Source organism: Streptomyces sp. NPDC059371 (genome assembly GCF_042751995.1).
In the GTDB taxonomy this organism is placed as follows: Bacteria; Actinomycetota; Actinomycetes; order Streptomycetales; family Streptomycetaceae; genus Streptomyces.
In genome coordinates this window covers 27,111-39,609 of sequence record NZ_JBHYXD010000046.1, presented here as the reverse complement: position 1 = coordinate 39,609, position 12,499 = coordinate 27,111, and the positions used below count along the sequence as shown (strand labels likewise).

The following is a 12,499-nucleotide window of genomic DNA, read 5'->3' as shown; positions in this document are numbered from 1 at the left end:
CCCCTGGATTCGCCGGCCGCTCGCCGCCGCGCGACCGGCGTGGCCGGGCGTTCACTACCGCAGACGCGCTGACGTGTTCCCCTCGCCGGGAGGCGCCCGGTCAGTCTGTTCGTCGTCGCCCGCCGTGAAACGGGCGTCACGACGCCTTCCGATGCGGGTTCCCTGTGCAGAGAGCGAAAACGGAATCACTCCAGCCATGTTTCGGCCGAAGTCGGCTTCCCGCTCTCGCCGCCCCGGCGATTATCCGAAACCACGTCCTTCTCTTTGCATCCAGTAACTCTCCGGGTTTTCTGATCTGGCTGAAGACGGAGGGATGCAAGCGGGCCAAAAGGGGTGACGGGGTCGGTTTTCGATGCTTCGCCCCGGCCATGTCCATCGTGTACGTTCCGATTGCTCGCCGAGACGGACTGACCGGTTCTGGTCGGCGCAGCGTCGTCGGGAGAAGACCGGACCGGCCAGATCGGTCCGGTGACTCGCGCCGTGCCGAAAAGCGTGGCCGCTCGACGACGGAACACCTACGGGGAAGGGGGAGGCGTGAAAGGCATGAACGCGCGACTCTCCGCGCGAACGCGGAATGCGTGCCGTCGATGTACCGGGACGGCCTGAGCGCCGGCGGGAGACCGTACAGTCGCGAGAAATCCGTGAGCCGGCCTGCTGGACAGCGGCCGTTCACGTGGACGTCACGCGAATCCGGCCAGGCACACCTTCATTGAATTCCGCCACGGGTCGCGCTCTGCCCTGTCCGCACTTTTCAGGGGTGACGCGCAACAGGAGGCGGCCGTGTCCGGGGCCTCGGGAATCGGCCACGTCGGCACGAAGTCCAACGTCGATGCGCTCGAATTTGACGAATTCTAGGTTCGAAGGATGATGGCGAAAAAAACGCGGCCTCAGGAATTGTCTCTGCTGGACATGCTACGCGCGTCCACACGTATCCAGCCCGACCGGACCGCCGTCTCCTGCGGCTCGGAGCGGCTGACGTTTCAGCAGCTCAGCGACCGAAGCGAGGAATTGGCCGGCCATCTGCGGCACCTCGGCGTGACGAGGGACGACCAGATCGGCGTCTTCATGGAGCCGTCCGTCGGTCTCATGGTGAGTGTCTGGGGTGTCCTGCACGCGGGCGCCGCCTATCTGCCGCTGTCACCGGAGTACCCGGACGAGCGCGTGCGCTACATGATCGAGAACTCGGCCGCCGACGTCATCCTGGCCGACGAGTCACTGGTGTCCCGGCTGGCAGCGATGGCGCCACCCAGGACGAAGATCGTCACCCTCGCCGACGCGCGGACCTTACGGGCGTCCGGGCCCGAGGTGCCGGCCGCCGGGGCGACCGCCCCCGATCGTCCGCGAGCGGACGATCTCGCCTATGTCATCTACACCTCGGGTAGCACGGGAAACCCGAAGGGCATCGGCATCGAGCACCACAGCATCGTCAGCCAGATGCGCTGGCTCGCCGACGAACAGGGTCTGGACCGGAGCCGGAAGGTACTGCAGAAGACGCCGCTCAGTTTCGACGCGGCGCAGTGGGAGATTCTCGCGCCGGCCTGCGGCAGCGGCGTGGTGATGAGCGAACCGGGCGGGTACGCCGACCCGGGCGGGCTCATCGACCTGATCGTGGCGCACGAGGTGACCACCCTCCAGGGAGTGCCGACCCTGCTGCGGGCGCTCGTCGACACAGGACGGCTGTCCGGATGCACGTCGCTCACCCAGGTGTTCAGCGGTGGTGAGGCGCTCACCAAGAGTCTGGCGGTCGAACTCCTCGACGCCCTGCCGGACTGCGAGCTGGTCAACCTCTACGGCCCGAGCGAGTGCACCATCAACGCGTCGGCCCACAAGGTCGACCGGGCGACCGTGCAGCACGGTCCGGACCACATCTCCATCGGCCGTCCGGTGCGGGACCTGAGTTTCCACATCCTCGGCCCCACCCGGCAGCCCGTCGGGCGCGGGGAGTCCGGCGAACTCCACATCGCGGGCCGGCAGCTCGCCCGCGGATATCTGAACCGCCCCGATCTGACCGCCGAGAGATTCCTGCCCAACCCGTTCTCCACGGACCCCCGGTCCGACCGCCTCTACCGCACCGGGGACCTGGCGCGATGGAACGACGACGGCACGGTGCAGTTCCTCGGCCGCGTCGACAGCCAGGTGAAACTGCGGGGCTTCCGGGTCGAGTTGGACGAGATCAAGGTGGCCGTCGAGGCGCACGAGTGGGTCAGGCGTGCCGCCGTCCTGGTCCGCGACGATCCGCGGCTCGGCGCCAACCTCATCGCGTTCATCGAACTGGACGCCGAACAGGCCGCGTTGATGGACCAGGGCAACCACGGAGCCCATCACCAGTCGAAGCGGAGCAAGCTGCAACTGCGGGCTCAGCTCTCCGACCCGGGAGTCCGTCAGGATTCCGGTCTCCCGACCGTCGATCTTCCGGGACGCGAGCCCTCGGTCCGGCAGCGGCGCGCGGTGTTCGCCCGCAAGACCTACCGGTTCTTCGAAGGCGGTGAGGTCACCCGGGGGGACATCCTGGACCTGCTCGCCCCCCGGCAGGAGTGGCCGGTGACACCCCGGCGCCCGGACGCGTTGACACTGACCGAACTCGGCACCCTGCTCCGCTGGTTCGGCCAGTTCACCAGTGACGAACGGCTGCTGCCCAAATACGGGTACGCCTCGCCCGGCGCGCTCTACGCCACCCAGCTCTATCTGGAGCTCTCCGGTATCGCGGGTCTCGAACCGGGCTTCCACTACTACAACCCGGTCACGCATCGACTCTCGTTGATCGCTCCGGCCCCGGCGGGCGAGCCGAGGATGCGGGTTCACCTCATCGGGAGCAGGTCGGCCATAGAGCCGGTGTACCGCAACAACATCCGTGAGGTCCTGCAGTTCGAGGCCGGCCATGTCGTCGGCCTGTTCGACCAGGTGTTACCCGAGTACGGCCTGCGGATCGGCACCCGCGTGGGAGGGGTGGCGGTCAAGGAGATCCTGCGGTGCCCGGCCGAGGACCACCACCTGGCCACGTACGAGGTGGAGCCGGCCACCGCCCCGGCCGTCACGGGACCGGTGGACACCTATGTGCAAGCTCATCCCGGCCGTGTCGTGGGGCTGAGAGGCGGTCAGTATCGTTATGTGGACGGCGACTTGCTGCCGGTGTCCGACGAACTGGTGCGCAAGCAGCACGTCATCGCCATCAACCAGGAGGTCTACGAGCGGTCCGGTTTCGGGATCAGCCTGATCGGCGGATCGCCCGAACCCTGGCAGCGTTACGTCGACCTCGGCCGGGAACTCCAGCGCCTCCAGATGAACGACATCGGGCTGGGACTGATGTCGTCCGGCTACAGCTCGGAGACCGGAAACGACCTGCCCTCGGCCCGGCGCATCGCGGCCATCGCGGGCCTCGGACCGGACACGGCCTCCTATTTCGCCCTCGGAGGCCGGGTCAGCGAGGAACAGCGAGTCGCCGAGGGCATGAAAGAGGATTCCGTCCACACGCGCGGACCGGCCGAGATCGTCAAGGACAACCTCACCGCCTCCCTGCCCCCCTACATGGTGCCCAACAGGGTCACCGTGCTGGACTCCTTCCCGCTGACCGTCAACGGGAAGATCGATCACCAGACCCTGCGGGCCATGGACGAGGCCGCGATGGAGGACACCGACGCGCCGGTCGTCCCGCCACGCACCCCCACCGAGCAGGCGATCGGCGCCCTGTGGAGCGCGGTGCTGCGGCAGGAGAGAGTCTCGATCCGGGACAACTTCTTCGCAGCCGGAGGCCACTCGCTGACAGCGGTCGACCTGGTCGGCCGGATCAACAGGGAGCTGGGCAGTTCCCTGCCCCTCCAGGTGCTGTTCGACTCCCCGACCATCGCCGAGCTGGCCCGACGGGTCGACCGTGAGCCCACGACCACCTTGTCGAGACTGGTGCGGCTACGCGGTGGGGACGGCCCCCGGCCCGTCTTCTGCTGGCCCGGACTCGGCGGCTACCCGATGAGCCTGCGGCTCCTGGCCGGCAGGCTGGAACAGGACAGGCCGTTCCTCGGTGTCCAGGCCCAGGGCATCAACGCGGGTGAGACCGCCTATCCGACGTTCGACGAGACGGTCGTCAGGGACATCGAACTCATCCGGCGCGTCCAGCCGGCCGGTCCGTACACGCTGTGGGGCTACTCCTTCGGCGCCCGGCTCGCGTTCGAGGCGGCCCACCGACTGGAGCGCGCGGGCGAACAGGTCGAGGACGTGGTCCTCATCGCGCCGGGGAAGCCACCGGTGGAAGCCCGTGAAGGGACGCCCACGGAGACCGTGGCCGACTTCACCGATCCCACCTTCGTCTCGATCCTCTACTCGGTGTTCGCCGGAAACCTCGAACGGCTCGCGGTCGACGCGTGTCTGGCCGCGACCCGGGACGAGGAGTCGTTCATCGAGTTCGTCTGCGGTCGATTCACCTACCTGGAAAGGGAGTTGGTGCGCCGAATCGTCCATGTGGTGCGCCGGACGTTCTCCTTCGAGTACGCGCCGCACGAACGGGCCGAGCGCAGAGTCACCGCGCCGGTCACCGTGTTCACCGCCAGGGGCGACCAGGACTCCTTCCTCGAAAGCGGCCATGCGCTGACGAGGACGCCCCCCAGGATCAACCGCCTGGAGGCCGACCACTACGGGCTCCTCCGCGCCGACGGCATGGACGAACTCGTCACCGCCCTCCAGTCCACGCGACTCACCAGAAAGGTCATCGGCGTGCCTCACGTGAACATCAAGCATTTCCCGAACAACCTCGAGGACCACCAGATCTCGGCCCTCGTCGAAGCGATCACCAGCGCGGTCCGGACCGCCTTCTCGGTCGACGAGGGCGCCGTGTCGATCGCCCTCGAACCGGTGGCGCAGGACGTGTGGAACGAGCGGGTGTACGTCCCGGAGATATCCGGGGGCACCGGCAAGCTCATCAAGGTCCCCAACTACTGAGCCCGGCCGCCACGATCGACAGGCCATGGGGAACCAGGCCATGACACCCGGAGGACCGCATGCGTAGGACGATGGCCAGGGCGAGGGAAGACCTGTCCGTGATCGTCGCGCGAGACCCGTCGATCCGCACCCGTGCGGAGGCGTTGCTGCACCCCGCGCTCCCCGCGCTGTGGACCCACCGGCTGGCGCATGCCCTGTACATCCGTGGACACCGTCAGATCGCGCGCGTCCTGGCCTACGTGGCCCGCGCGGTGACCGGCGGCATCGAGATCCATCCGGGTGCGCGCCTCGGCCGCCGTGTGTTCATCGACCACGGGGCCGCCGTGGTGGTCGGCGAGACCGCCGAGATCGGTGACGACGTGACCCTCTACCACCAGGTCACGCTCGGCGCGGTCGGCTGGTGGCGGGACGGCCGACGTGACCCTGGGACCCGCCGCCACCCCGTCGTCGGCGACCGGGCGGTGCTCGGCACCAGCGCCATCGTGCTCGGCCCGGTCACCGTCGGCGCCGACGCGCTGGTCGGCGCCGGCTCCCTCGTACTGACCGACGTGCCGCCCGGCGCCCGCGTGATGGCTCCCACGGCCGAGATCGTGATCCGGCCCTCGGCCGAGGACCGCGAGGACGCCGGCCGGCTGCTGCGCGCCCTCGCCACCCCCGGGTGCTGGTGAGGGCCGGCCCGTCCCCGTCCGTCGTATCCCAGCCGACCGTGTGTCGGCGTGCCATCGGAGGCATACGTGATTCATGTCGGCGTTCTGGAGAGCAACCTCTCCGGTTCCGGCTTCGAGGGCCTGCAGATCATCAAGGAACTCGACTGCCGTGTCACCTTCTTCACCCGCGACCTCGACCGCTATCTCGAAGTACCCGGCGGCCCGGCCTACTTCGACGCCTACGTCGACGAGATCGTCCACTGCGAGACGAACATCCTCGGCGAACTCCTGCCGCATGTGCACGCGGCCGGAGCCGAGCACCCCTTCGACGCGTTCCTGACCCTGGCCGAGTACGACGTCGTCGTGGCCGCCGAGGTGGCGGTCCTGCTCGGCCTTCCGACCGTCAGCGTCGACGGGGTCGCCGTCGCACGCAACAAGGCGCTGATGCGCAGGCGTTGCGCCGAACACGGAGTGCCGATGCCGGCCTTCCGTACGGTCCGGACCCCCGCCGAGGCCGAGTCGGCCGCGGCGGAGATCGGCCTGCCCGTCGTGGTGAAGCCGGCCGACGAGACCAGCAGCGCCGACGTCCGGCTGGTGGAGAGCGCGGGACAGGCCGCCGAGCACGTCCGGCTGATCCGTACGAGGGTGGAGAACACCCGGGGGCAGAGCCGCTACCACGAGCTGATGGTCGAGGAGTACGTGAGCGGCCCCGAGGTCAGCGTGGAGGTCCTGGCCCAGGGCGACCGGTACGAGGTGTTCGGGGTGACCGACAAGTCGGTCGGCGGTCTCGGCTACTTCGTCGAGCTGGGCCACAGTTTCCCCTCCAGCCTGCCCGATCCGGTCGTACGCGCCTGCTCGGACCTGGCCGTGGACGCGCTGCGCGCGGTCGGGTTCGACCTGGGCATGGCCCATGTCGAGATCAAGGTGACCCCCTCCGGGCCCAAGCTCATCGAGATCAACCCGCGCCCGGCGGGCGGCAAGATCACCTACCTGGTCGACCGCGCCCTCGGTATCCGCTCGCTGGAGCTGGTGGCCAGGCAGTACCTGGGCCAGCCACTGCCGGCCCGGATCCTGCCGGAACAGCCCGTCGCCGGGACGGCCATCCGCTATCTGACCGCCCAGCCCGGCCGGGTGGTGTCCCTCGGCGGTCAGGAGCGGGCCGCCGCGCTGCCCGGGGTGGAGGAGGTCGTCCTCAAGGTGAAGCCGGGCGACGAGGTGCGGGAGCTGCGCCGCAACGGTGACCGGGCCGGTCATGTGCTGGTGGTGGCCGAGACCGCGCAGCTCGCCGCGCGGACCGCGGAGGCCGCCGCCAAGGAGATCGGCATCCGCACCGAGCCGGTCGTCCGGCGCCCGGTCGCGGACTCGCTCGTCGAACTGATCGGCGGTACACCCCTGTTGAGGCTGCCGCTGGACCGGATCCTGGACGGCGTACCCGGTGACGCGACCGTGCTGGCGAAGCTGGAGCTGTTCAACCCGTGGTCCAGCAGCAAGGACCGGGCCGCGCTGTCGATGCTGCGCGGCGCCGAGGAGCGCGGACAGCTCACCCCGGGCGACGGCACCGTGATCGAGGCGACCTCGGGCAACACCGGGATCTCCCTGGCCGCGCTGGCCGCGGCCCGTGGCTACCGCTGTGTCATCGTGCTGCCGGACAACGCGACCCAGGAACGCGTCTCCATCCTGCTGTCGCTCGGTGCCGAGGTGGTGCGCACACCACACACCGGTGGTTACCAGGCCGCGGTGGACAGGGCCGAGGAGATCCACCTGGCCACCCCCGGATCGTGGTTCTGCCGTCAGCACGAGAACCCGGACAACACCCGGGCCCACTACGAGTCGACCGGCCCGGAGATCTGGTCCGACACCGAGGGACGGATCGACGTTCTCGTCAGCGGGGTCGGCACCGGCGGCACGCTCAGCGGCGCGGGACGCTACCTCCGAGAGCGGCACCCCGCCGTCCGCATCGTTGCGGTGGAACCGGCCGGCTCACCGCTGTTGTCCGGTGGTGAGCCCGGCACCCACGGCATCCCGGGGTTCAACGGCGGCTTCGTCGCGCCGACCACCGAGCGGGAACTCATCGACGAGGTGATCGCCGTCTCCGACTCCGACGCGCTGGACACCACCCGGCGGCTCGCCCTGCGCGCGGGCCTCATGGTCGGTGTCTCGGCCGGGGCGGTGGTTCACGCCTCCGGCGTCGTGGCCGCCCGTCCGGAGTACCGGGGCAAACACATCGTGACCCTGCTGCCCGACACGGGCGAGCGGTATCTGAGCCTGCTGGGCGCGGCCGAACCCGCGACGGCCGGGGCCGCGGGCGGCGGCGGTGCCCGATGACAGCGCGCCGGCCCCCGGACGAACGGCCCCGCCTGCTGATGGTGATGCCGTACCGCCAGTTCGTACGGAAGGCACAGGCCGCGGGGTTCTGGGTCGGTGCGATCTGGGACCCGCGTCTGGAGTCGCCGGAGTACCTCGACGGCGTACGCGAACTGGCGGATCTGTACGTGACGGCCGACTTCCGCGACGAGGAGTTGCTGCGCGACACCATCCGTACGGCCGCGCGGGAGCACGAGGCGTCGCTGATCTATCACATAGGCCGGGAGGAGACCATGGTCAGCGCCTACGAGGTGGCCGAGGAACTGCGTGCCGAACTCAATCCGGCCGCGGCCATCCGCGTTCTCGCCGACAAGCACGCCATGCGCGAACTGCTGGCGGAGCGCGGACTGTCCCCGGTGGCCTTCGAGTCCGCGCCGACCCGCCGCGAGGTGCCGGACGCGGTGCGGCGGATCGGCTACCCCGCCGTGGTCAAACCGGCCGCGCTCGCCGGCAGCCGAGGCGTCTTCCTGTGGCGCGAACCGGCCGACCAGGTGCCCTGGACCGCACTCCTCGACCAGTACGGCTACGACGGCCCGTTCCTCGTCGAGGAATACCTGCGCGGTCCCGAGTACAGCGTGGAGACGCTCAGCCAGGACGGCCGCCACCACGTCGTGGGCATCACCGAGAAACTGCTCGGTCCGCCGCCGCTGTTCGTGGAGGTGGGGCACGTCCACCCGGCGCCGCTGTCCCGGGAGCGGCGGCAGGCCGTCGAGGACCTGACCGAGGAGTTCCTCACGGCCTGCGGATACCGGTTCGGACCCGCGCACACCGAGGTGATCTGGACGCCGGAGGGCCCGCGGATCGTCGAGTCGCAGGCCCGGCTCGGCGGTGACCGCATACCGAGACTCATCGAGCTGGCCACCGGACTGGACGTCGAACAGGCCGTCTTCGCCGCTCTGAAGGGCACACCCGTCGAACCGCCGACGGCGACGGCGACGGCGACCGTACGGTTCTTCACCTTCCCGCCCGGCCATGTCGACGAGATCCGCGGTCTCGAAACGGTCGGCGGACTCGGCCACGTCGACGAGCTGAGCATCCGTCTGAACCCCGGGGACACCGTGCCGGAGGTCCGCGACTCCAAGAGCAGACACGGGCACGTCATCGTCTCCGGCGCCACTCCCGAGGAGGCGCGGGCCCGCTGCGCGGAGGCCCTCGCCGCCATCGAGGCCGTCATCGACGGAACGCCCACCCGGGCCGACGGCCGGACCGGGGTCCTCGGAACACCCGTCTGAGCGCCCCCGTCCATCCCCCCACCCAGGAAGAAAGGCAGTCCCATGCAGTGGTCCGTCCCAACAACCAGGAGGTCACCGTGACCGCCCCCGACACGGACGCCCAGGTGCTGTTCGTCGGCTACAACGCGGCCTACCTGCGCGCGATCGACGGGAGGGTCCCCAGCGGGTCCGTCGTGGTGATCGAGGAGCCCGACATCATCCGCAAGCGGGAACTGCGGGACGCCGCGGCGGGTTTCGACTGCCTGGACCGGATCGTCCCGGCGAGCTACCAGCAGTCCGCCGAAGCACTCGACCTGGCGGTCGACCTCTCGGCCGCGCGGCCGGTGGCCGCCGTCGTCCCGGGTCTCGAGTACGCGGTGCCGGCCGCGGCCGCGCTGGCCGCCAAGCTCGGTCTGCCGGGAGCCGGCGAGAGCGCCGCGCAGGCACTGCGGGACAAGATCCGGCTGCGCGAGGCAGCGGCCGCCGGCGGTGTCCGCAACCCGCGCTGGCGGGAGGTGCACGGGCCCGGGGACATCCTCGACTTCGCCGGGGACGGGCCGGTGGTGGTCAAGCCGGCGAACCGGCAGGCGAGCGTCGGCGTGCAGGTGCTGGACTCGGTCGACGCCACCACCGCGGCCGAGGCGTGGGAGCGGACCTCGTCGGCGGCCGAGTACGAGCAGGTGCCCGACCGGCCGCTGGACTGGCGGTTCCTGGCCGAAGAGCGCCTGGAAGGACCCGAGTTCAGTGTCGAGGCGCTGGTACGGGAGGGCGAGATCGTCTTCGAGAACGTCACCGCCAAGACGGTGATCCCGGGCCCGCATCCGGTCGAGCTCGGCCATCTGCTGCCCGCACCTCTCGACCAGGAGACGCGGACCGCGTTCGGGACGGCCCTGAGGGCGCTGGTCGCCGCCGTCGGATTCGGGACCGGCATCCTGCACGCCGAGTGGATCCTCACGGAGTCCGGCCCGACGCTGGTCGAGTGCGCGGGCCGGTGCCCCGGCGACTATCTGATCGACCTCATCGACCTGGCGTACGACACCAGGATCAGGCTGACCCTCATCGACCTGCTGGCCGGTCGCCCCGTCGAGCTGCCCCGGTCCTCGCGACGGACCTCGTCGATCCGCTTCCTCGCCGCGGAGCCGGGCACGGTGACGGAGGTCGCCGGGGAGGACACGGCCAAGGCGCTGCCCGGCGTACGGGCCGTGGAGGTGGACGTCGAGACAGGCCAGGAGGTACGGCCCTGGGCGTCCTCCTGGGACCGCGCCGGGCACGTCATCGCCACCGGGCCGGACGCGGACACCACCCTCCGGCACGTCCTGGACGCCGTCGCCGCCGTCCGTATCGCAACCCAGTGAGGGATCACATGTCTGCTCTGTGGCAGCGCGTCCGCGGACTGCGCGGAACCATGCCGGGCGGCCCGGTGGGAACACGGCTGGCGGTGATGGCGATGATCGACGCGGTGGGGACCGGCGCCTTCCTGGCCGTGTCCGTCCCGTTCATCACCAGGGCGGTCCACCTGTCCGAGCGCAACCTCGGCTTCGGCCTGGGCCTGTCCGCCGCCATCGCCCTGGGCACGGCGATCCCGATCGGGATCCTGGCCGACCGCGTCGGCCCGAAGAAGGTCCTGGTCGGGGTGAGCCTGTGGCGCGCCGCCTGCTTCGTGGTGTACCCGTTCGTCCAGAACCTGTGGCAGTTCCTGACCGTGGTGTGCCTGCTCGGCCTCGTCGACAAGGCGGCGGCACCGATGGAGCAGGCCCTGGTCGGGCAGGCTGTGCCGACCACGGAACGGGTCAAGGTCGTCGCGATCCTCCGGTCGATGCGCAACGTCGGCTTCACCGTGGGCGCCCTGTTGGGCGGGGTCGGGCTGCTAATCGGCACCCGTGCCGGATACACCGTGATCCTGTTGCTCAACGCAGCCTCGTTCGCGGTGCTGGCGACCCTGGCGTCCCGGCTGCCGCTGCTCAACGCTCCGACGGCGAACCTTCGCCGGAGGTTCTCGGTCAGTGTGCTGCGCGACGGATCGTTCCTCTCGTTCGCCGGGATCAACGCGATCCTCACCATGCACATGACTCTGCTGAGCATCGGCATACCGCTGTGGATCGTGGGACACACCGATGTCTCGGCCGCGCTGATCTCCCCGCTCGTCGCGGTCAACACCGTGCTCGCGGTGCTCCTGCAGGTGCGGGCGAGCCGGGGGACCGACGACATCCCGGGTGCGGCGCGGGCCCTGGTGCGCGCCGGCGTCTCCCTCGCGGCCTGCTGTCTGCTGCTCGTCACGGCACCGAGGCTGCCGGTCGTGCTCGCTGTCGGCGCGCTGCTGCTGGCCATGATCGCGCTGACGGGAGGCGAGTTGTGGCAGTCCGCCGGAGGCTGGGGCGGCTCGTACCTGCTCGCGGCACCCGGCCAGGAAGGCGTCTACCTCTCGGTCTTCTGGCTCGGTGTGGCGGTGCAGCAGATCGCGGCACCGATCCTGGTGAGCCTGATCGTCACGGTCGGCGCCGCGGGATGGGTCGCGCTGGCCGCGCTGTTCGCCGCGAGCGGCCTCGCGGCTCCCGCGATCGGCCGGTGGGCGCAGACACAGGCGGCGAAACGGCCGCAGCAGGATCCGAGCCTCGCCGAGGCCACCTGACCCTCCGCGCGGGCCGACCCGGTGGACGGGCGGTCGTACGAGCCGGTCGTAAGGGCCGGTGTTCCGCAACACCTGCATCGACAACACCTGTATCGACAACACCTGTATCGACAATATCCAGGGAGAGAAATGTCTGTTCCGCTGTATGTGCCGCCGGGCGGGGGAGAGTTCGTCGACATCCGGGACACGAAAAGGACGTACCTGAAGCTCACCACACCGGACTCCGACGGGGAGTTCGGATTCTTCGAGCACCACATGGCTCCCGAAGCCAGTGGCGCCAGTCCGCATGTGCACAAGAAGTCCACGGAGATGTTCTACGTGGTGCGCGGTGAGATCGAGTTCACCATCGGCGACCGGAAGGTCGTGGGCGAACCGGGCGCGTTCGCCTACGTACCCAAGGGTGAGCCGCACGGTTTCACGAACCGGGGCAAGGAGGACGCCACCCTGCTGATCATGTTCTATCCGATCTACGACCGCGAGGACTACTTCCGCGGCCTGGGACGTCTCACGGCCAACGGGCGCAACCCGAGCCTGGAGGAATTGCAGGAACACATGGCCAAGTACGACCAGTTCATGGTCTGATCCGCGCACTCGTCCGCACAGGAACGGGCCCGGGGGGGGGGTGCCGGGTCCGCGGGCCGGGATGCGCAGGGGGGGGAGGGGCGAGGGGATGGGCTCTGGGATCGCGGCCTGCCCGTCACGGGGCTGCTGGGCCGAGA

At 69.8% G+C, this 12,499-nt stretch carries 7 protein-coding genes and 1 pseudogene; all 8 read left to right on the top strand.

The genetic code is table 11. The features are described from left to right. Positions 1-909: 909 nt before the first annotated feature. A complete protein-coding gene (locus tag ACFXGX_RS24440; RefSeq protein ID WP_384794882.1) occupies positions 910-4,929 on the top strand; it encodes an amino acid adenylation domain-containing protein in 4,020 nt (1,339 codons plus the stop codon). 59 nt (positions 4,930-4,988) lie between these two features. After that, positions 4,989-5,597: a serine O-acetyltransferase EpsC gene (gene epsC / locus ACFXGX_RS24435; RefSeq protein ID WP_384794880.1), complete on the top strand. Its 609-nt coding sequence runs from the start codon at positions 4,989-4,991 to the stop codon at positions 5,595-5,597. A 48-nt stretch (positions 5,598-5,645) separates the two neighbouring features. Beyond that, positions 5,646-6,548 (top strand): annotated as a pseudogene (locus ACFXGX_RS24430) (acetyl-CoA carboxylase biotin carboxylase subunit family protein); the annotation flags it as partial. A 57-nt stretch (positions 6,549-6,605) separates the two neighbouring features. Continuing rightward, positions 6,606-7,901, top strand: coding sequence for a pyridoxal-phosphate dependent enzyme (locus ACFXGX_RS24425; protein WP_384794932.1), 1,296 nt, complete (start codon positions 6,606-6,608; stop codon positions 7,899-7,901). Next, positions 7,898-9,172, top strand: coding sequence for an ATP-grasp domain-containing protein (locus ACFXGX_RS24420; protein ID WP_384794878.1), 1,275 nt, complete (start codon positions 7,898-7,900; stop codon positions 9,170-9,172). Before ACFXGX_RS24425 ends, ACFXGX_RS24420 begins: the two co-directional genes overlap by 4 nt. 77 nt (positions 9,173-9,249) lie before the next feature. Further along, positions 9,250-10,506 carry an ATP-grasp domain-containing protein gene (locus ACFXGX_RS24415; protein WP_384794876.1) on the top strand — a complete coding sequence of 419 codons (1,257 nt, stop codon included), beginning with the start codon at positions 9,250-9,252 and terminating at the stop codon, positions 10,504-10,506. 8 nt (positions 10,507-10,514) lie between these two features. Beyond that, positions 10,515-11,780, top strand: coding sequence for an MFS transporter (locus tag ACFXGX_RS24410; RefSeq protein WP_384794874.1), 1,266 nt, complete (start codon positions 10,515-10,517; stop codon positions 11,778-11,780). Positions 11,781-11,909: 129 nt separating this feature from the next. Further along, the gene (locus ACFXGX_RS24405; RefSeq protein ID WP_384794872.1) at positions 11,910-12,362 is read left to right on the top strand and encodes a cupin domain-containing protein; all 453 of its coding nucleotides are present in this window, start codon (positions 11,910-11,912) and stop codon (positions 12,360-12,362) included. Positions 12,363-12,499: the final 137 nt, after the last annotated feature.

Bases quoted from the DNA above. Each gene is read 5' to 3' on its own strand.
- ACFXGX_RS24440 (WP_384794882.1), top strand. From the start codon at position 910: ATGCTACGCGCGTCCACACGTATCCAGCCCGACCGGACCGCCGTCTCC.
- epsC (WP_384794880.1), top strand. From the start codon at position 4,989: ATGCGTAGGACGATGGCCAGGGCGAGGGAAGACCTGTCCGTGATCGTC.
- ACFXGX_RS24405 (WP_384794872.1), top strand. From the start codon at position 11,910: ATGTCTGTTCCGCTGTATGTGCCGCCGGGCGGGGGAGAGTTCGTCGAC.
- ACFXGX_RS24410 (WP_384794874.1), top strand. From the start codon at position 10,515: ATGTCTGCTCTGTGGCAGCGCGTCCGCGGACTGCGCGGAACCATGCCG.
- ACFXGX_RS24420 (WP_384794878.1), top strand. From the start codon at position 7,898: ATGACAGCGCGCCGGCCCCCGGACGAACGGCCCCGCCTGCTGATGGTG.